The organism is Aeromonas sp. 600282, from assembly GCF_049175755.1.
GTDB classification, from domain to species: domain Bacteria; phylum Pseudomonadota; class Gammaproteobacteria; order Enterobacterales; family Aeromonadaceae; genus Aeromonas; species Aeromonas veronii_A.
Genome location: NZ_JAAKVR010000007.1, coordinates 72,818 through 92,285, shown reverse-complemented (window position 1 = coordinate 92,285; position 19,468 = coordinate 72,818). Strand labels below are relative to the sequence as shown.

Annotated in this window: 22 protein-coding genes; 11 read left to right on the top strand and 11 right to left on the bottom strand. The window is 57.4% G+C overall.

What is annotated here, in order from left to right:
* Positions 1-51: 51 nt before the first annotated feature.
* Both parC and G5137_RS08945 read left to right on the top strand, forming a co-directional pair.
* A complete protein-coding gene (gene parC / locus G5137_RS08950; RefSeq protein WP_421252208.1) occupies positions 52-2,328 on the top strand; it encodes a DNA topoisomerase IV subunit A in 2,277 nt (758 codons plus the stop codon).
* A gap of 50 nt (positions 2,329-2,378) precedes the next feature.
* Positions 2,379-3,167 carry a hypothetical protein gene (locus G5137_RS08945; RefSeq protein ID WP_421255250.1) on the top strand — a complete coding sequence of 263 codons (789 nt, stop codon included), beginning with the start codon at positions 2,379-2,381 and terminating at the stop codon, positions 3,165-3,167.
* 231 nt (positions 3,168-3,398) lie between these two features.
* Here G5137_RS08945 and G5137_RS08940 read toward each other — a convergent pair whose 3' ends face one another.
* Positions 3,399-4,307 carry a LysR family transcriptional regulator gene (locus G5137_RS08940; protein WP_421255249.1) on the bottom strand — a complete coding sequence of 303 codons (909 nt, stop codon included), beginning with the start codon at positions 4,305-4,307 and terminating at the stop codon, positions 3,399-3,401.
* 102 nt (positions 4,308-4,409) lie between these two features.
* Here G5137_RS08940 and G5137_RS08935 point away from each other — a divergent pair, with 102 nt between their 5' ends.
* Positions 4,410-5,651: an MFS transporter gene (locus G5137_RS08935; RefSeq protein WP_421255248.1), complete on the top strand. Its 1,242-nt coding sequence runs from the start codon at positions 4,410-4,412 to the stop codon at positions 5,649-5,651.
* Between the two features lie 197 nt (positions 5,652-5,848).
* Here the strand turns inward: G5137_RS08935 and G5137_RS08930 are convergent, their stop codons facing one another.
* The 5 genes from G5137_RS08930 to G5137_RS08910 form a co-directional block, all read right to left on the bottom strand.
* Positions 5,849-7,336 carry a peptide MFS transporter gene (locus tag G5137_RS08930; RefSeq protein WP_421255247.1) on the bottom strand — a complete coding sequence of 496 codons (1,488 nt, stop codon included), beginning with the start codon at positions 7,334-7,336 and terminating at the stop codon, positions 5,849-5,851.
* Between the two features lie 525 nt (positions 7,337-7,861).
* Positions 7,862-8,764 carry a cold adaptation protein AtcC gene (atcC, locus tag G5137_RS08925; protein WP_123172315.1) on the bottom strand — a complete coding sequence of 301 codons (903 nt, stop codon included), beginning with the start codon at positions 8,762-8,764 and terminating at the stop codon, positions 7,862-7,864.
* Between the two features lie 11 nt (positions 8,765-8,775).
* Positions 8,776-9,543 carry a cold adaptation protein AtcB gene (atcB, locus tag G5137_RS08920; RefSeq protein ID WP_279488428.1) on the bottom strand — a complete coding sequence of 256 codons (768 nt, stop codon included), beginning with the start codon at positions 9,541-9,543 and terminating at the stop codon, positions 8,776-8,778.
* A 12-nt stretch (positions 9,544-9,555) separates the two neighbouring features.
* On the bottom strand, positions 9,556-10,098 hold the full coding sequence (gene atcA, locus G5137_RS08915) for a cold adaptation protein AtcA (protein WP_279488427.1): 543 nt from the start codon (positions 10,096-10,098) through the stop codon (positions 9,556-9,558).
* 23 nt (positions 10,099-10,121) lie between these two features.
* Positions 10,122-10,406, bottom strand: a complete 285-nt coding sequence (locus G5137_RS08910) for a DnaJ domain-containing protein (protein WP_005343121.1) — start codon at positions 10,404-10,406, stop codon at positions 10,122-10,124.
* Between the two features lie 286 nt (positions 10,407-10,692).
* Here G5137_RS08910 and G5137_RS08905 point away from each other — a divergent pair, with 286 nt between their 5' ends.
* Positions 10,693-11,121, top strand: coding sequence for an EF-hand domain-containing protein (locus tag G5137_RS08905; RefSeq protein WP_216952102.1), 429 nt, complete (start codon positions 10,693-10,695; stop codon positions 11,119-11,121).
* Positions 11,122-11,258: 137 nt separating this feature from the next.
* On the opposite strand, the gene G5137_RS08900 is transcribed toward G5137_RS08905, so the two are convergent.
* Positions 11,259-12,002, bottom strand: coding sequence for a DsbA family protein (locus tag G5137_RS08900; RefSeq protein WP_216952101.1), 744 nt, complete (start codon positions 12,000-12,002; stop codon positions 11,259-11,261).
* Between the two features lie 218 nt (positions 12,003-12,220).
* Positions 12,221-12,598 carry a hypothetical protein gene (locus G5137_RS08895; protein WP_421255246.1) on the bottom strand — a complete coding sequence of 126 codons (378 nt, stop codon included), beginning with the start codon at positions 12,596-12,598 and terminating at the stop codon, positions 12,221-12,223.
* 185 nt (positions 12,599-12,783) lie between these two features.
* Between G5137_RS08895 and G5137_RS08890 the strand changes: the two genes are divergently transcribed.
* The 4 genes from G5137_RS08890 (at position 12,784) to pspG (ending at position 14,859) form a co-directional block, all read left to right on the top strand.
* The gene (locus G5137_RS08890) at positions 12,784-13,512 is read left to right on the top strand and encodes a 1-acylglycerol-3-phosphate O-acyltransferase (protein WP_421172394.1); all 729 of its coding nucleotides are present in this window, start codon (positions 12,784-12,786) and stop codon (positions 13,510-13,512) included.
* 211 nt (positions 13,513-13,723) lie between these two features.
* Positions 13,724-14,386 (top strand): phage shock protein PspA, encoded by a 663-nt coding sequence (pspA, locus tag G5137_RS08885; protein ID WP_421255245.1) that lies wholly within the window; start codon positions 13,724-13,726, stop codon positions 14,384-14,386.
* Positions 14,387-14,388: 2 nt separating this feature from the next.
* Complete coding sequence (locus G5137_RS08880) at positions 14,389-14,595, top strand: PspC domain-containing protein (RefSeq protein ID WP_421255244.1); 207 nt, start codon at positions 14,389-14,391, stop codon at positions 14,593-14,595.
* Positions 14,596-14,640: 45 nt separating this feature from the next.
* Positions 14,641-14,859, top strand: a complete 219-nt coding sequence (gene pspG, locus G5137_RS08875; RefSeq protein WP_216952098.1) for an envelope stress response protein PspG — start codon at positions 14,641-14,643, stop codon at positions 14,857-14,859.
* 79 nt (positions 14,860-14,938) lie between these two features.
* Here pspG and G5137_RS08870 read toward each other — a convergent pair whose 3' ends face one another.
* Positions 14,939-15,283 carry a GIY-YIG nuclease family protein gene (locus tag G5137_RS08870; protein WP_216952097.1) on the bottom strand — a complete coding sequence of 115 codons (345 nt, stop codon included), beginning with the start codon at positions 15,281-15,283 and terminating at the stop codon, positions 14,939-14,941.
* 45 nt (positions 15,284-15,328) lie between these two features.
* On the opposite strand from G5137_RS08870, the gene G5137_RS08865 reads away from it, so the two are divergent.
* Complete coding sequence (locus G5137_RS08865) at positions 15,329-16,063, top strand: substrate-binding periplasmic protein (protein WP_216952096.1); 735 nt, start codon at positions 15,329-15,331, stop codon at positions 16,061-16,063.
* Here the strand turns inward: G5137_RS08865 and rarD are convergent.
* Positions 16,045-16,935, bottom strand: coding sequence for an EamA family transporter RarD (rarD, locus tag G5137_RS08860; protein ID WP_421255243.1), 891 nt, complete (start codon positions 16,933-16,935; stop codon positions 16,045-16,047). The two genes, G5137_RS08865 and rarD, sit on opposite strands and share 19 nt — an antisense overlap.
* Positions 16,936-17,034: 99 nt before the next feature.
* Between rarD and G5137_RS08855 the strand changes: the two genes are divergently transcribed.
* Positions 17,035-17,622: a uracil-DNA glycosylase family protein gene (locus tag G5137_RS08855; RefSeq protein ID WP_421255242.1), complete on the top strand. Its 588-nt coding sequence runs from the start codon at positions 17,035-17,037 to the stop codon at positions 17,620-17,622.
* Between the two features lie 3 nt (positions 17,623-17,625).
* On the opposite strand, the gene G5137_RS08850 is transcribed toward G5137_RS08855, so the two are convergent.
* Complete coding sequence (locus G5137_RS08850; RefSeq protein WP_005335858.1) at positions 17,626-18,483, bottom strand: DMT family transporter; 858 nt, start codon at positions 18,481-18,483, stop codon at positions 17,626-17,628.
* Between the two features lie 91 nt (positions 18,484-18,574).
* Here G5137_RS08850 and G5137_RS08845 point away from each other — a divergent pair, with 91 nt between their 5' ends.
* Positions 18,575-19,465, top strand: coding sequence for a LysR substrate-binding domain-containing protein (locus G5137_RS08845; RefSeq protein ID WP_040067029.1), 891 nt, complete (start codon positions 18,575-18,577; stop codon positions 19,463-19,465).
* Positions 19,466-19,468 lie beyond the last annotated feature (3 nt).

The following is a 19,468-nucleotide window of genomic DNA, read 5'->3' as shown; positions in this document are numbered from 1 at the left end:
CCGCATTTCAGGCGTGCCCTCCTGGGGCGCGCCATAGCAAGAGAAAAACATATGAGTGATGCTATCGAGCTCAGTCTGGACGGGGTAGAGCGCCAGCCAATGCGCACCTTTACCGAACAGGCTTACTTGAACTACTCCATGTACGTCATCATGGATCGGGCCTTGCCGCATATTGGCGATGGCCTCAAACCGGTGCAGCGGCGCATCATCTACGCCATGAGCGAGCTGGGTCTGTCGGCGCTGTCCAAGCACAAGAAATCCGCCCGTACCGTGGGTGATGTGCTGGGTAAGTACCACCCCCACGGCGACAGCGCCTGTTATGAAGCCATGGTGCTGATGGCCCAGCCCTTCTCCTACCGCTACCCGCTGGTGGATGGTCAGGGTAACTGGGGTGCGCCGGATGATCCCAAATCCTTCGCTGCCATGCGTTATACCGAGGCGCGGCTGTCGCGCTTCTCCGAGCTGCTGCTCTCCGAGCTGGGGCAAGGCACGGTGGAGTGGACGCCGAACTTCGACGGCACCATGAAGGAGCCGGTGGTGCTGCCCGCCCGTCTGCCGCACATCCTGCTCAACGGGGTGACCGGTATCGCGGTGGGCATGGCGACCGACATCCCGCCCCACAACGCGCGGGAAGTGGCCTACGCCTGTGCCGAGCTGCTCGACAATCCCAATGCGGGGCTCGATGTGTTGATGCAGCACATTCAGGGGCCGGACTACCCGACCAACGCCGAGATCATCACCCCGCGCGACGATATCCGCAAAATCTACGAGACCGGCAAGGGCTCCATCAAGCAGCGGGCGGTCTGGAGCGAGGAGGATGGCGACATCGTCATCACAGCGCTGCCCCATCAGGCCTCCGGCGCCAAGATCATGGAGCAGATCGCCGCCCAGATGGTGGCGAAAAAGCTGCCGATGGTCACCGATCTGCGGGATGAATCTGACCACGAGAACCCGACCCGTCTGGTGATCGTGCCGCGCTCCAACCGGGTGGATGTAGAGGGGCTGATGGCCCACCTGTTCGCCACCACGGATCTGGAGAAGAACTACCGGGTCAACCTCAACATCCTCGGCCTCGACAACCGGCCGCAGGTGAAGTGCCTCAAGACCATCCTCAGCGAGTGGATCCAGTTCCGCCGCGAGACGGTGCGTCGCCGCCTGCAATTCCGCCTCGACAAGGTGCTGGCTCGCCTGCATATCCTCGAAGGCTTGCTGATCGCCTACCTCAACATCGACGAGGTGATCGAGATCATCCGCACCGAGGATGAGCCGGGCAAGGTGATGGTGGAGCGCTTCAACATTACCGAGACCCAGGCCGAAGCGATCCTCGAGCTGAAACTGCGCCATCTGGCCAAGCTCGAAGAGTTCAAGCTGCGCGCCGAACAGAACGAACTGGCCGAAGAACGTGACAAGCTGGAGCTTATTCTGGGCTCCGAGCGTCGCCTCAACACCCTGCTCAAGAAAGAGCTGCTGGCCGATGCCGAGAAGTACGGCGACGATCGCCGCACCCCGCTGGTGGAGCGGGCCACCGCCGTGGCGCTGACCGAGAAAGAGTTGGTGCCGAGCGAGCCGGTCACCGTCATCCTCTCCGACAAGGGGTGGGTGCGCGCCGCCAAGGGCCACGACGTGGATGTTGAGGGGCTCTCCTACAAGGCGGGAGACAACTACCTCACCCACGCCTTTGGCCGCAGCAACCAGCAGGCGGTGTTCCTGTCGAGCTTTGGCCGCACCTACTCGCTGGAGGCGCACACTCTGCCCTCCGCCCGCAGTCAGGGCGAGCCGCTCACCGGCCGCTTTGCGCTGGGTGCCGGTGAAGAGGTGCGTCATCTGGTGATGGGCAACGAAGGCGAGCCGTATCTGATCGCCAGCGACGCCGGTTACGGCTTTGTCTGCACCTATGACGACCTGATCGGCAAGAACAAGAACGGCAAGGCGCTGCTCACCGTGCCGGAAGGGGGTCTGGTGATGGCACCCCAGAAGATTGGCTCACCGGAGACCGATCTCTGCATGGCCATCTCCAACGAGGGGCGGATGCTGCTGTTCCCGATGAACACCCTGCCGGTGCTTGGCAAGGGCAAGGGCAACAAGCTGATCAGCATTCCGTCGGCTCGCGTGAAGGCGCGGGAGGAGTTTGTGGTGATGGCTGCCGTCATCCCGCAGGGCCAGTCGGTCACCCTGTTTGCCGGCAAGCGCAAGCTCACCCTCAAACCGTCCGATCTCGACTACTACCGCGGCGAGCGCGGTCGCCGAGGCGCCAAGTTGCCCCGCGGTTTGCAGCGGGTCGATCGTATCGAGATTGACGTTCCTACATCAACGGATGAAATTATGTGAATATAAGCAAGAGGTTTTTCCTCTTGCTTACTTATTAATATGGAGGATTAATGGAAGAAATAATATGGTATTCAGATTGGCGCTTTTGGTCTGCAGTCGTGGCGTGGATATCATTTTTAATGAATGTCTGGCCTAAAATTAAATCTAAGGTATTTAAAGGTAAGTTATCTTTAAATAAAATGAATCAGGTTTTTTTAAATCATTTCATTGGTTATCCTAACTTAAATTGGTATCTTATCTTGAAAAATACAGGTGGCCAACCTGTATCAGTAAAAAGAATTGATCTAGAGCTGAAGTGTAATGGTTCTGACCAATTCCAGTTAACATCTCTCGGTTTTTGGAACTCTCAGACTGACACTCAATTGTTAATGTTTACACCATTTGATATTTTGCCTGGGGAGAGCTGGGGAAAGAATATTAGCTTCCAAACAGTTATGTCTAGGAGAGAACAAATGGATTTGAGGGGGTTGATATCTAATCTCAGAGAGGATCTTCAAAAACCCGTGTCGCCACAACTACCATCACCTCCAGTGAATAACATTTTGGGTTTTCCCCATGCTAATTCTTTATCAATGCCTTGTGTTAGTGATGATAATTTAAAAAAGGTAAATGATTTCTTCGATAAAAACTTTAAATGGCAAAGCGGTGAATATCAAGTGGAAATATCGGTCCTTGGTGAACAAGGCGTTCTTCATAAAGAAAAGGTATCATTTACCATATTTGAAAAAGAATCAGATGAATTGTTATCCCATAGGAATGAGTATGTATATGGAAGCGGGATATGCAATCCTAATTCATTTAAACAAACAGGTATTTCCATTTCTCTTTATGGAAAATAAACTTGATTAAAATCAGGGGTGTTTTTAGCCTTTTACATCTGATTTGTGAAGCGTGATCAGACATTTTCGATAGTAGGTTTCTGCTGAGTTTTCCCCTCTCCTTTGGGAGAGGGGTATGGCGAGGGGAATATTTTTATTAGTAGAATTCTCTCGAAAAATAAAGTTTGGTAAGATCACCTTCTTGATATATTGAAAGGTCAGTTTGACTTGTAGAGGCCTTACCGATTTTAGCTAGTGATAACTCATGATATTTTGCCTTATGAACTCAATAAATACACGTGTTTTAGCAGGAAGATATTGGCGGTTCGCATAAATAGCAAACAACTGCAATGGGGCGGCGGGTAACTCAAGTTCAATTTCGACCAAGCTGCCATCATCAATAAACTCTTGACAAGACACTTTGGCAAGAATGGCAAAACCTACACCGGCTATTGCTGCTTTTAACGCCAGTTCGCCACTATTGACCCGGTAGTGTTCATTCACCTGAATGGTGGAAAATTCACTGTTCGTGCGAGTAAATTGCCAAGGCATCCCTTTCAGAGCGCTCACCGTTGTTATGCAGGGGAGAGTTTTGAGTTGTGATGTGTGGTTGGGAAGTCCCCACTTCTGGATCAATGACGGGGAGCCAACAACAGTACAGGGAATGGTGGTCAAATGGCTGGCTATGTAATCGCAGTCATCCATCTTGCCTCTGTGAATGATGATTGCCATGTCCAAATCCTCTCTTAATGATTCAAGTCCGGAGAGATTGGTAATGCAGCTGATCGTTATTTCAGGATGCTGGCAGGCAAAGTCGGCAATGGTTGTACCGAGCAGTTTTGGCCCAGCCTCATTGGGGATGCAGATGCGTAATGGTCCTTTCAGCTGAATCTGCTGTGATGTCAATTCAGCCTCGGTTTGCTCCAGTGATTCCAGCAGTGGTTTTACTCGGGTATAGAGCAGTTGCCCTGATTGTGTGAGCTTCATATGGCGGGTTGAGCGTTCAATCAGTTGAAGGTTCAAGGCTTCTTCCAATTGAGAAATACTGCGGCTCACATTTGAGGTGGGGATTTGAAGGGTTTTAGATGCCCCGACAAAACTGCTGTTTTCAACCACTGCAATGAAAATCTTCAGCGCATTCAATTCCATGCCGGTACGCATTGATTATCCCTAATCTGATAATAATCCATGCCATTTTAACGAATAAAATTAAAATGTGATAGTGGGTATACTTTTTATCTCTAAAGATTGAGAGTAAACACTATGATGCTAGATAAAAATAATGTGGGTAAAAAAACTCACAACAATAGTTCGGTTATGGATTTTAACGTTGTTTGGTTGGCCGCATTGATTCAATTGGTCAGTGCTCTTGATTTTATGATGATTATGCCGCTTGGGCCTGATTTATCTCGCGCACTAAATATAAGTCCAACCTATATAGGATATTTAGGTGGTGGGTATGCACTGGCCGCCGCACTATCATCGTTGTTATGTGCCAGATATCTCGACAGATTTGATAGAAAGCATGTCGCACTGATCACATTGTTGGGAATCTCGCTATCCACTTGGGCCTGTGCATTGGCATGGAATATGGAAAGTTTATTCTTTACCCGCTTGCTGGCCGGTGTGTTTGCTGGCCCTGCAACATCCATTGCTCTGGCGATCGTTGTGGATGCCACACCAATAGATCAACGTGGTCGAGCGATGGCCATCGTGATGGGGGCATTTTCGTTGTCAGCGATTGCCGGTGTGCCGTTGGGATTGGAGCTGGCAATGTTGAAAGGATGGAGTGCACCTTTCTATGTTGTCGGTGGCTTGGGATTGGGAGTCTGCGTGGTGGTATATACAAGGCTGCCCGAGATGACGGCCCACTTGGGATTGAATCAGAAAGCATTTTCATCAATGGAAATGCTGAAGCGACCTGTGGTATGGAATGCGTTTATGGCAATTGGGTTGGCAATTTTTAGCACCTTCCTTATGGTTCCAAATATTGCTGCTTATTTTCAATTTAACCTTGATGTACCTCGTGGTGATATGAGTTATTACTATGTCATGGGCGGTATATTTAGCCTGTTTTCAATGCAGCTTGGCGGATTGTTTATTGACCGTTTTGGCGCAATGAAAGTGACGATTTTGATAGGGGCATTGACGATAGCGGTTGTTTGGGATGGTTTTTTGCATGAGCCTTGGTTGCCGACCATAGTGATTTTCACGTTATTCATGGTGGTTACATCGACCCGAACGATCACCGTTGCTGCTGTTAATAGTCAAGTGGCAGCGCCTTGGGAAAGGGCGGGATTCATGTCATTGCAAAATGTTTTTCAACATATATTCAGTGGCTCGGCTGCCGTCGTCTCTTCGATGATTTTAACAAATGTCGATGGTCACCTTGGCAACATAACTCTATTGGCTTGGCTAACCATAGTGTTGACGATTATTCAGCCACTTTTTCTATATCGATTGCTCAAGCTGCTGCGTTTGGGAACCCCAAAATCGGATGTTTGAGAAACGAGACCTGTGGGGACATAGGCTTGATTGACGAAGCCTAAACGGGGGCTCGCCAGCCAGATTAGGGTCATCCATCCCGCCAAAAAAGAGGGCCCCGCCATCCATGATGGCGGGGCCCTTCGCATTATCAGCTGCATTGCCGATTCAACCGTTCGCGCTGGCAGGGGCTACTGAAATGGTTGGCCCGAATCCAATTAGACAGGAATGGCTGTCGCCGCCGGTGGCGGGGTGATTTTCGAGGCGATCAGCAGGCGCAGGCGGGGCATCAGCAACAGCAGGACGATCCCGCCCGCCATCGAGCCCCAGCCGAGCATATTGAACACCGAGCTGTAGCCCGGGTTGGTGGCCACCGGAGAGCTGCCGATATTCTGCGGCATGGCGCTGGAGACATAGCCCGCCAGCACCGAGGCGATGCCAGTCACCATCATCCAGCAACCCATCATCAAGCCTTGCAGGCTGGCGGGGGCCAGCTTGCCAATCATGGCGTAGCCGATGGGGGAGATCAGCAGCTCGCCAAAACTCTGCAGCACATAGCTGATGGCGATCCACTTGAAGGCGACCAGCCCGTCGGCCCCCGCCAGATGGATGCCGATCGGCAGCACCAGCATGCCGAGCCCCATGCAAAACAGGGAGGCGGCAAACTGGGAGGGGATATCGATATTCCAGCCCTGTTCGCGCAGCCGCTTGAACAGCAGCGCCATCAGGGGGCCACCGATGACGATGACGAGGGTGTTGATGTTCTGGATCCACTGGGGGGCGACCCGCAGCCCGAACACGTTGAGGTTGATGTTGTGCTCGGAGAAGAGCATCAGCCCCATGGGCGCCAGCTGGTAGAGCGACCAGAAGATAAGGGAGCCAAGGGCGAGGATCAGGTAAGCCACCATGCGGCTGCGCTCGGCGGCGTCCGGGTGACGGGCGGTCATCACGCAGAGCAGCACCAGCACCACGGCCCCCAGGATCAGCACAAAGCTGCCGCTGAAGCTGGCGTGGGTCAGCAGCAGGCGCAACGCCGGCACCAGCATGGCCAGAATGGCGATCCCCGCCAGCATGCGGCGGTAGAAGCCGCTCCCTTTGACATGGCGCAGCGGGGTGCTGATATCTGCCAGAATCGGCCAGCAGGCGAAGGTGGCAATGATGGCAATGATGTTGCCCAGCGTCGCAAACAGGAACAGGGTGCGGTAATCCTCGGTGAGCTGGAAGTAGCCCGCCACCGTGAAGCCGATAAAGAAGCCCAGATTCATCCCGGCGTAGTTCCACAGGAAGGCGCTCTCGCGGCGGTGATCATCCGGGGCGAAGCGCTGGGTCAGCATCATGTTGAGGCAGGTGACGTTGAGGCCGCTGCCGGTAAGGAACATGGCGAGCCCCCAGTAGAGGCCGGTGATCCCCATCTCGGCGATGAAGTAGCAGCCGATCACCTGCAGCACCATCCCCATCACGAACAGGTTGCGGTTGCTGAGATAGCGCCCGCCGAGATAACCGCCAAACAGGTGCAGGCCATAGTTGAAGGCCCCGAAGACCCCCATCATGGCATTGGCTTGGGATTCGCTAAAGCCGAGCCGCTTGGTGGCGTAGAGCACCAGGGTGGAGTAGAGCACGGCAAACCCCAGGGTCGAGAAGGTCTGGATAAAGAACAGCGCCCCGGAGCCGGGGGGAATGGTGGGGTGTTGATTCGAAGCGCTCACGGTCTGTCTCCTGTGAGAGAAGAAAGTCATTACTCGTCCTGAGAGCGTGCCGGTCTGCTGCCGGCTAGCCTTGTGCGCTTCCATGCTGGTCTGAAGGCCGGTCTGTCATTTAGCGGCCAAGCGGTGCAAATAGCCATACCTGAAATTTAATCCGGCGCGATTAATTGCTTTTTATTGATCTATTCCGCCTTTTTATGCGTGATTGAGTCGTGATTTTAGCTCGGCTTACCACGCGGTTGCGGCACGGTTGATGTGATCCAGTCGGCTATTTGGTGCCGATTATGGCGCAGTGGCGGGATCTACGTCCCACTTTGTTGTCCCGAAACGCAGCTGGCGCCAAGCCGTTGTATCGCAGGTTGTTTATTCATCTTCGGGCATTGAGTGAATAAATATCGGTAAGAGAAGGGACAGCCCCGGGGTGACTTGCGTGTGTTCTCTCTTTGCTGTCGAGAGGGTGAGGGGAGGATAGAACAACGCCCGGCGGGCCGGGCGTTGTGGTGCGACTGATGGGCGGTGAAAGCGGCCTTAGAAGTCGTGGTAGAGCGGCCAGCCGAGCAGCGGGTGCTTGAGACCGGCGCGCATCTCGACGTTGTCGAGCTTCTCCGGCGAGGCGTTCTCTTTTTGCAGCAGCTGGTACTGGCGCACAAAGCCGAGGGTGTGGAGCAGGTTGGGCACAAAGCCCGGGCTCAGCTCCTGCCGCAGGGCGGCGGCCATGTCGGCGGGTAGCGCGCTCAGCATCAGGGCGAGCTGGGCGGCGAGGTAGTCGGTGTCGTACCAGTTCTCGTCGAGCTCAATCTCCCGCGCCAGTTTGCGCTTGAGATCCTGCTTCACCTTGAGCGGGGCGGCGCCACTGCCCTTGCCGCAGAGGATGCGGTAGAGCAGCGCTTCGGCCAGCTTGTCCTCCATGGTGGGGTGGTCGCTCTCGCAGGCGAAGAAGTGCTGGTCGATGAGCTCCATCAGGCGGCTTTTGTTGTGCTCGGTCAGCGCCTTCTCGTACTCCTGCCACCCTTGCCACTCCTCCACATCGGGCGGGCTCGAGATCTTGTCCAAGAGCCGCGCATCCACGTCACCGTAGAGGCTGTTGCCAGCCTGCTTGGGGCTGACGGTAATGAGCATCGACCAGCCCTTCTGGAACGGCTTGATGGGGCCTTCCGGCGCCTGCAGCAGCGCCAGCGCCTTGGCCGGATCCCGCGCCGAGAGCTCCTGCAGACCGAGGCTCACCACGCCGATGACGTCGTGGGCCGCCTGCTCCAGCAGGTGCATCTTGTACTTGTTGTAATACTTGTCGGCGAATTTGAGGCTCATCAGCACCGCCTTGCCCTTGATGGCGGCGAGCTGCTGCTGACTCAAGAGTTCGTTGTCGCGGCCAAAGCGCAGCACCTGGGTCAGAAAGGGACCCTGGTTGGCATCGCGAATGACTAACTGCATGAATGGGCTCCTTAATCCAGAAAGCTGAACATGTCGTCGACGTCGCCGTACTCGTCTTCCTCGACCTTGTTCTTCTCTTTGGCCTGCATCACCAGTTCGGCGGCAAACTTGTTGATGATGCCGTCCCAGCTGGAGTGCTCGTTGCGCAGCAGCGCCTTGATGGCTTTCTCCACCTCGGGGGCCAGCTCGCGAATAAGCATCAGGAGGCTGCGCGGGTCATCCAGCGCATAGTCGTGGGCATCTTCGCTCTGCTGGCGCTCGCTGTAGCGCAGGGACTCTTCGAGATCTTCCTCTTCGGCGTGCAGCACGTCGCGATAGCCTTCGTCCTCTTCATAGCGATCGCCGCGATAGAACTCGATAAAGGGGATGGCGAGGTAGAAGAGGCCGGCCGGATCTTCGGCTACGCATTCGAGGATCTCGCGCTGCTTGGCTTCGCTATCCTGGGTGCGGATCAGGTAGTTGAGGAAGTCGAAGGTGTGCTGTTGCAGCTCGTCGGCGTTGTTCTTGATCGCCTCTTCCCAGTAGAGCGGCTGCTGGCAGACGATGTCGCGGATCCGCTCCGGGGTCATCAGCTCGGAGATGATGGAGGGGAAGGAGATATCGTGCTGGCCGTTAATCTGGGTCAGGGTAACGATATCAATGTTTTCAATCACTTCTGCCAGCTGGTCGTCAGACATGGTCTTGGCGATCAGCTCGAACTTCTCGCTGGCCTGCTTCGGCTCGATAACGGCCAGCTCTTTGATCTCGATGGCGGTAATTTCTATCAGACTGTTGCTCATGCCTTGCCCCAATTAGAAACGGACTTCGTCGTACATATCCTGATCGCCGTCGTCATCACCATAGCGGTCACTGCCGCCGTGGTAGTCGGCGTCGGCATCTTCCCCGTCTTCATCTTCTTCATCGCGCAGCTCATAGTCGTCATCGCCGCGGTGGCTGCCGCGCGGCAGCGGGTTGTCGAGCAGGAACAGCACGGCGCAGGCTTCCATCAGCTGATCTTCGCTCTGGGTCCGCACCGCCTTGACCAGCGGCAGGGCGGCGTTGTTGAAGCCGACGCTCACCTTGAACTCGTCCCAGCTTGGCTGCTCGCCACTGGCGAGCCACTTGTTCCACTGCGACTTGGCCTTGGCCGGGAACTGCACCCGGCCATAGAGGGCCAGCGGCAGATACTCGGGCATAAACTCCAGCATGCTCATATCGGCCAGCAGCAGGCTCTTCATCTGGTCGGTGAACTGTTCCAGCCCCTTGGGGTCGTCCTGATCCCGGTAGGATTCGATGTTTTCGCTGGCATCGCTTTGCAGCGACTTGAGCCGCGCCTGGTCCCATCTCTTTTGCATAGTTGCTCTTTCTGCCTGCTGTTTCAGGGGTAGAACTGATCCCACATCTCCTGCATGGCGGAGGCGGGGTCGGTCACGATGACGTTGTTGAAATCCTTGATAAAGGCGGCCCGCTGTTTCGGATCGGACAGCACTTCATAGGCCTGCTTTACCTGGTGCAGCTTGATGGCTGCCTGCTCTTTCTCTTCTTCACTGGCCCCGTGCAGCTTGTCGGGGTGGTACTGGTTCGACAGCCGACGATAGGCTTTCTTGATGTCGTTTTCGCTGGCGTTGGACTTGACGCCCAGCACCCGAAAGTAGTTGTTCATGGCAGATCCTGCATCACTGGCATCATAGGATTCACGCTGCGAGTGCCTGATGGTGGGGATTGGCAAACCAGGCACGGCAAAAACCCGTCATTTTAACGGAAACCTCCCCTCATCGCCATGAATAGGACGCAAAGTCACCGGCAGAAAAGCGTGACTGTGCACCTTGGGATCTGCCTCTCTGTCTGGAATGACCCTGGGACTACACTACAGGAGGCGTCGGGGATTACCCTGGCGATCGTCAGTTGGCCTCGGCCGTACCGAGACCCTTACTAAGGAATGGACAGCCATGCTCAAATTTTATCTTCTGCCTATGGTGCTGCTTGGCGGTTTCGCCATCGCTGCCGATGAGAGCATCGATGAGCCCTTGATGTTCATCAAGGGGGACATTACCAAGGCACAGTTTATGGAAAGAGCCGAGCAGCGTTTCACCCGGCAGGACAGTGACAAGGATGGCACCCTCTCGATTGCCGAGAGAGAGGCAGCCATGGCCAAGATGCACGAGGCAATGCAGCAGTCAGGCAAGGCCATGCCTGGCAAGATGGGGAACATGGGCAACATGAGGCCGATGCAGGACACGACCAGGGAACAGTTCATGGCGCATCATGAGGCTCTCTTTACCCAAATGGACAAGAACGGAGATGGTGTGCTTGACGAAGCCGAGCGTACCAGTGCCAGAGGGCGGCTCGGGCAGGGGATGATGGCGCCCGCCCAATAGAGCTGGTTTGTCACCTTTCTTTCCTGAAATAAAGAGCCCGGTAGTGATACCGGGCTCTTTGCATGGAGACGGGGTGACCTGAGGGCTCACCATTGCCGCAGTGCGAGCGCTTCCTGCCCCTGCGGGCGACCCCGACCTTAGCTCTGCCTGGCCAGCTCTGCCTTCACCAGCTGCTCCAGCTCCTCATAGGGGATGGCGCCCGACACCAGCTGGTTGCCGATCAGGGTCGCCGGTGTGCCCTGTACACCCAGCAGGGTACCAATGCGCAGGCTGTTGCGCAGCTCCTCGGTGGCTTTACCCTCCGGTTTGAGTGCCACATTGCCGGTGGCCGCCAGCGCCTTGTTGATGTCCGCCTCGGTCAGCATCCCCTGCTTGCTCATCAGCTTGTCGTGCAGGGCGAAGAAGCGGGCGGGATCCTGTTGCCACAGGGTCAGGCTGTACTGGGCTGCCTTGGCGGAGCTCTGCCCCTTGAACGGCAGCAATTTGATCACCAGCCCCAGATCATTCGGATAGGCCTTGAGCAGCCTGGTCAGCTGGGGATCGAACTGCTTGCAGTAGGGGCAGTTGTAGTCGGTAAACAGCACCAGCGTCAGCTTGGGGTTTTTGGCACCCAGGCGCGGGCTGGTTGCGCTGTTGAACAGCACATCCTTGTTGCCCTTGATGAAGTTGCCAAGCTGGGCCTCCTGGGCTGCGGCATTCTGCTTCTCCCAGGACTCGGCCGCCTCGTCGAGGATCTTGGGGTTGGCGATCAGAGTCTCGCGGATCAGCTCCTTGATGCGTGCTTCCTGTTCAGGGGTGAAGGGGGCCGCGTGCAGGGTCGGAGCCAGCAGGGTTGCGCAGAGAGAGGCCAGCAGGGGCAGGGCGCTCAGAGTCGGTTTCATGGATACTCCTTAAAATCGGGTAGTGCCAGCCTGAAGTGGCCAGCCTTGTGCAAGCTAGTCGGCAGTCGTCGTGGTTGCGTCGGGGCAGCAAGGTATTCCCCTGCAACAACGCCATGCCGTAAATCTGTTTTCAGTACTCCGCAGTCGTGCCCCGTTGGTGCAAGAAGGCGGCGATGGTCTCGCAAACATGAGTCATGACCAATGGCAAAGAGCCGGAATCATTCCCGCCAGATGCAGAGGGTGAGGTGCAGACGCCGTTCGGGTGGCGAGATGACTATGGGTGGGGGCAGTGGCGGTGTGTAGCGCCAAAGGGGGGCCAGCAGGGCGATCAGCACCGCCACGGCAAAGAAGAGCTGTTCGATGCAGAGCAGGGGGGCAGCGCTCAGCCACTTGCCGTTGAGCTGGCAACTGCCTAGCTGCGGGCTGGCCGGTTTGGCATCCTCTTGATCCGTTGCCGAGCCTGGAACGGGCAGTGCCTGACAGCTGAGAGCGTGATCGAGCAGGGCAAGCCGGGCCAGCGGCTGGGCCGCACAATTGAGCACCAGCAGGCAGACCAGCAGCAGGAGATGTTTCGCTACCCGTTGTTGCAAAATCATGTTCGCCCCGTCCATCAAGATGGGGCCATCCTAACGACCAATGGCGGGTGGGGCAAGTCGGCGGCGTATTGATGAGCAGTACTGTGGGTGGCGCGACGGGGAGGGTGGTCGGTTCTGTTTGGCGAACGCTTGTTCGCTAAAAGGGGGATCAGTATACTGCGCCGAGTTAAAACTCGAGGTGTTCGATGCTCAAAATTGCCCGTGTGCTGCTGCTTGGTCTGCTGCTCATTTTCTGGTTCCTGTTCGGCCTGCTGCTCTGTCTGGTTCGTCCGCGCCATCCCAACAACGTCTATGTCTTCGCTCGCATGTATCACGCGGTCTGCCCGCTGATCGGGTTGCGAGTCAAGGTGACGGTGGCCGACGAGGTGAAATCGGTCGGCCCGGCGGTCTACGTCTGCAACCACCAGAGCAACTTCGACATCTTCACCGTGACCGGTGCGGTGCAGCCCGGTGTGGTGGCGGTGGGCAAGAAGAGCCTGCTGTGGCTCCCCTTCTTCGGCCTTATCTTCTGGCTATCCGGCAACGTGCTGATCGACCGCTCCAACCGCTCCCGTGCCATCGGCACCATAGGTCAGGTGGTGGATCGCATCAAGAATCGCGGCACCTCCATCTGGATGTTCCCGGAAGGGACCCGCTCCAAGGGGCGTGGCCTGCTGCCATTCAAGGCGGGCGCTTTCCACACTGCGGTACAGGCTGAAGTGCCCGTGGTGCCCATCGTCTGCTCCAGCTACTTCGGTCAGATCGACCTCAATCGTTGGGACAACGGCGAAGTGCTGGTGGAAGTGATGGCACCGGTCTGCAGCAAGGAGCACGGTGCCGCTGGCATTCGCGAGCTCTCCGAAGTGTGCCGTGCCAGGATGGAGGCCAAGCTGGCCGAATTGGACAGCAAGCTGGGCCACAGCCACGCAGCTTGACTAGATATCGCAGATGAATCGACAGGGGAGCCTCAGGCTCCCTTTTTTGTTGGTAAAAATCACCACCAGGTTGGCTATTCTCACCAACAAGCCCTTCTTGAATTTCCTCGGTAAATTCCCATCTATATGTAAAACAACAATAATTTTTCTTGGCACGGCTCTTGTAATGCAATGGGAAGAGATAGCAATCCCATCAACAAGGAGCCAGACCATGAGCGTATTCAGCCGCCTGACCGACGTGATAAATGCCAACCTGCACAGCCTGCTCGACAAGAGTGAAGAGCCGGAGAAGATGCTGCGCCTGATGATCGAAGAGATGGAGCAGGTGCAGGTCGAGATGCGTACCCAGGCCGCCCGCGTGATTGCTGAACAGAAACAGCTGGAGCGTCACCAGCAGGGGTTGCAGGCGCAGATCCTGGAGTGGTCGGCCAAGGCCGAGCTCGCCATCCAGAAAGGCCGTGAGGATCTGGCCCGTGCCGCCCTCACCGAGAAGCTGGCGGAGGCCAGGAAATGTGAACAGCTGGAACAGGACAAGGCCCGGGTGGCCGAGGTGCTGGCCCAGCTTACCGCCGACAGCGAGCGACTGGCAGCCAAGCTGACCGAGACGCGGGAGAAGCAGAAACTGCTGACCCTGCGCGAGCAGACGGCCCACAGCCGCATTCGTGCTCGCGCTCAGGTGGACAACCAGCGCATGCATGAGCTGATGGCGCGCTTTGACGGTTTTCAAGGCCGGGTCGATCAGCTGGAAGCCCAGCTGGAGGCGGCCATTTTGGGGCAGAATCCCTCGCTGGAGGCCCAGTTCCGCGAGCTGGAGCTCAATGACGAGATAGAGCGCGAGCTGGCCCGTCTCAAGGGGCAGAAGGTGGAGGTATAACCATGACTCCCTGGCCCAAGGATCTTGTCCATCGCAAGCTGACTGGCGTTTGCGCCGGCATTGCCCAACGGCTGGGGATCTCCAGAGTGACGGTGCGAGTGATAGCCCTGCTCGCCCTGATCCTGGTGCCACCGCTGGCACTGGCTGCCTATCTGCTGGCGGTGCTGGTGATGCCGCCCCGTTATGAATTGAAACGCTGGCTGGATTGACCGCAAGGCAGCCCGGCGGCACAGAGAGCCCGTAAGGAGCAAGTTATGCTGGAATTTTTCATCTTGCTGGGAGTGTTGCTGGTCATGGCGCTGACCGGCTTTACCCTGGTGGCCATGCTGCTGGTCAGCGGCGTGTTTGTACTACTGGGGCTGCTGAGCGGCATGCTTGCCCTGATCGTCAAGTTGGCCCCCTGGCTGCTGGTCGCGCTGGCAGTCTGTTGGCTCATCAGCCACCGTCGTCAGCGCAACAATACCTATCTGTAGTTGTGCAACAAGTTATGAAATGCTCCCTGATTTCCCCTTTTCGGCCACTCATCGAGTGGCCTTTTTTTAGCTGTAACCCTTAAGGTCGGGTCGTTTCGGGTAACCACTGCGGGCTCCAGCTCTGCCAGAGTGCCGGGCTGTGGATCAGCTGCTCCTTGAAGGATTTTGGCTGCTGCTTGAGGCGATATTCGAGGCGCAGGGCAGCCCCCTTCTCGCCGACCTCCTGCTGCCAAGCCAGCGTCAAGGGGCCCTTGCCGCGCAGGGCGCGAGCCCCCTTGCCGCTCTGGTGCTGACGCAGACGACGTTGAGGATCCGTGCTGACCCCGGTATAGAGCAGGCCGGTGGCGGTGCGCACCATATAGATAAACCAGCGAGAAGAGGGGGGAGAGGCGTGCGGGGATATCCCGTCAGGAGGTTTTATCATTTGTACTTCTCTGTGCCAAACTCAAAAGCAGTGCAAGGAGGTGCGATGAGAGTCTGGTTCTGGTTGTGGTTACTGTTGTCGGTTCCGGCTCTGGGGGAGACGATCCGTCTCTACGATTACCATCAGCATCCGCCCTTCAATACCGGAGTGGATGCCGGACTGAGCCGCGAGCTGGTCAAGTATCTCAATGAAAAGTTGGGGGGGGAACCCAGAATCGAGCTCTGGCTGGTTAATCGCGCCCGGCTGGCGCTGGAGATGGCGGATCCCGACTTTGATGGCCTGGTGGTCTGGGTCAATCCCGCCTGGGTAGGGGATCCCCATCGCGAACGCTATCTCTGGACCTTTCCGGTGATGCGCGACACCAACGAGCTAATCTCGAACATCGACAAGCCGATCACCTATCGCGGACCCGACTCCCTCAAGGGATTGGTGTTCGGCGGGGTGGAGGGCTACCGCTATCAGGGGATCGACGATGCGGCAGCAAGGGGAGAGCTGGAGCGTCACGATGCCAAGAAGGTGAAGACCAATCTTGAGCTGCTGGTGCGCGGCCGCATCGATGTGACCATGGTGCCTGGCTCCGCGCTGGGCTTTTTCATCGACTCAAACCACTATCAGGGCAAGCTGTTTATCTCGCCATTCCCCCAATCCAGCTATACCCGCCATATCCTGCTGCCCAAATCTCGCCCAGAGCTGCATGCCACCCTCAACGACATCGCCGAGCAGATGGACAAGGATCCCCGCTGGCACAAGGTGCTGGAGTCCTATCGCGGTAAGCCCTGAGGGCGGCGCTTGAGTCGGTGCAGCGGCAACAGGCTCACCAGCAGACCTGCCCAGACAAAGGCGAAACCGACCGCCTTGATGGGGTCCGGCGCCTCACCAAACCAGTAGATGGCGAGCAGGAAGGCGAGGCTGGGCTCGATATATTGCAGCAGCCCCACCGTGCTCATCCGGGTTCTCGCCACCGCGTAGCAGAACAGCCCCACCGGCAGCAGAGTAGCGGGCGCACTGCCCATCAGCAGCAGCTTGTCGGCCAAATCCCCGTTCACGAATGCCCCTTCCCCGTGCCACGCCAGTGTGCCGATGATGATCAGCGCGACGGGCAGTTGCACCATGGCTTCCAGATAGAGGCTGGTGCAGGTGTCGTAGTGGATCTTCTTCTTGATAAGGCCGTAGCAGGCGAAGTTGGCCCCCATGATGAGGGAGAACCAGGGGAGTTGGCCGTAGCAGAAGAGCATGTAGGCGAGCCCCGCCAGCGCCAGGGCGACCGCCAGATGCTTTTGCGGGGTGAGTCGCTCTTTGAGGAAGATGACGGCGAATACGATATTGAACAGCGGGGTCATAAAGAAGGCGAGGCTGGTGGTCAGCACTTGCCCGGTAGTGAGGCACCAGGTGAACATGCACCAGCTGATGGACATCACGGGGCCCGCCAGCAGAATGAGGCCGAGCTGGCGCGGCTCGCTGCGCAGTTGTGCCCAGGGCACCTTGTGGCCAAGCAGCAAAAACAGGGCACCCAGCAGCACCACAGACCAGAGCACCCGGTGGGAGATCAGCTCCCACATGTTGACCTCGGGCATGAATTGATAATAGAGCGGCAGCATCCCCCACAGGATGAAGGAGAGGGTCGCGGTGCCGGTACCTAGCCAGTTTTTCATTATTATCCGTTTATTAAATTAAACACTCATGGCGATAGTAGGGGGCGCGCCCTGTTTCCACAAGAGGGAAAACAGGGAAATGCTGGTACTATCAACGTCATGCAGCGAATCGATAAGTTGTTTGAGCAAATCAGGGCTTGCCGTCTGTGCGAGGCTCACCTGCCGCTGGGGCCTCGTCCGGTGATCCGCGGGGCCGAGAGTGCCCGCCTGCTGATCATCGGTCAGGCGCCCGGCACCCGGGTGCATGCCAGCGGTATCCCGTGGGATGACCCCTCCGGTGACAGGCTGCGCCAGTGGCTCGGGGTCGATAAGGCCACCTTTTACGACCAATCCCGCATCGCCATCATGCCGATGGGGCTCTGTTATCCCGGCAGGGGAAAATCCGGCGATCTGCCGCCGCGCCCCGAATGTGCGCCCACCTGGCACGGCAAGGTATTGATGCTGTTGCCCAATATCGAACTGACCCTGCTGATCGGCCAATATTCACAAGCCTACTATCTGCGGGGGGCAGCCAAAGGGTCACTCACCGACACGGTGCGCAGCTGGGCCGACTATAGCCCCGGCTGGCTGCCGTTGCCGCATCCCTCCCCGCGCAATACCCTCTGGCTCAGGAGGAATCCCTGGTTCGAGGAGGAGATCGTCCCCCATCTGCAGCAAAGGGTCGCCCCGCTTCTGGGGAGACCCTGAGTATTAGAGCGCTGGCTCGGCCAGCGGTTTTGGCTTGCTGCGCGCCATGGCGATAAGTGGCAGGACGATGCAGATACAGCCCAGCAGCAGCGGCAGGCCCGGCTGCTCGTCAAACAACCATACCCCGATGGCCACTGCCATCAGCAGACCGGTGTACTCCGCCGAGGCGATCTTGCTAGCCTCCGCCTTGCGATAGGCCACCACGCACAATCCCGCATAGACCATGATCAGCGCCGAGGAGCCGAAAGCGGGCCACCACATCTGCCACTGCCAGTCGCCCCCTTCCCACAGTGCCAGCGCCAGAATGAAGGGCATGCTCAGCACGTTGGTGAAAAACAGGGTCTGGGCGATGGGCTGCTTGAGCGGGATCCGCTTGATCAGCAGGTTGTTGAGCGCCATCGACAGCGCCACCCCAAGCGCCGCCAGAGCGGCCCAGTTCACCTCGGTCGGGCGCAGCACGATCAAAACCCCGATAAATCCGATGACTGCGGTCAGCACCTTCTGGCGCGAGATCGCTTCCCCCGCCATCCACACCGCCAGCGGCACCATCATCAGGGGGGCGGCATAGAAGAGGGCATTGGCGGTAGCGAGCGGCAAGCGGGTGAGGGCCACCACCATCAGGCAGACGCCGACCGCCCAGATATGGGCCCGCAGCAGGTGCCACTTGATGGCCACCGGCGGGTTGCGGCGCCATGACCAGAGCAGCCAGGGCATCAGCAGAATGGCGGCCGAGAGCTGGCGGAAAAAGACAAACTGGAAGATGGGCTGATCCGGCTCCAGCACCTTGACCAGCGCATCGGAAAAAACCGCCACCATATTGCCCAGCACCAGATATAGGATGCCGATCCCTACTGCATTCATACCACCTCCCACTTCAGATGAGGGGAGGGTAGCGTGCCGGTTGATATCCAGTAAAATGATAAAAAATGACCATTCATGAGATATTTAGATAATGAAGCTTCCTCCCCTGCGTGCGGTGCAATATTTCGAGGTGGTGGCCCGGCTGCTCAGCTTCTCCCGCGCCGCTCTGGAACTGAACGTCAGCCAGAGTGCGGTCAGCCACCAGATCCGTCTGCTGGAGGATTTTCTGGGTGAGCGCTTGCTGCTGCGTCAGGGGCGGTTGCTCTCGCTGACAACCCAGGGGGAGAGCTACTTCGAAGGGATTGCTGCCGGGCTTAGCCAGATTGCCCAGAGCAGCGAACAGCTGCGCGGTGGCGGCGAGATGCGGTTGCGCCTCGCGGTCTACAGCTCGTTTGCGGTTAAGTGGCTGATCCCGCGGTTGGCTGGATTGCGCCAGCTCTACCCCGAGCTGGATTTGAGTCTGGAGATGGTGGCGGAAGATCCCGAACTTTCCGATCGGGTGGCGGACTGCTTTATCACAGTCTCACCCCACGGACGGGGCTACTGCCACGATCTTATCTATCAGGAGCGGCTCTTTCCGGTCTGTAGTCGCCGCCTGTTGCAGCAGATCAGCGGGGAGTGGCCTGAGGCCATCTGGCAGTTGCCGCTGCTGTCGGTGCAGTCCATCTACAAGGCGCGGGGGGAAGATTGGCAGCGCTGGGCCAAGGCCGGCGGGCTGGTTATTCCGGACGAGGCACGGATGCACCACTTCAGCCATGTGCTGTTGGCGATGGAGGCGGCGGCCTGGGATCAGGGAGTTGCGTTCGTGAATGATTACATGCTGCGGCCCGATGATCCCCAGCTGGTGGCCTTGCCGGTACACCAGCTGGAGACGGGGGATGCCTTCTACTTTACCTGCAAGCGCTCGCGGGCCCATGAGCCCGCCATCAGCCGATTGCGCCAGTGGCTGATGATGGAGACACGCCAGAGCATGCCGCTCTAGCCT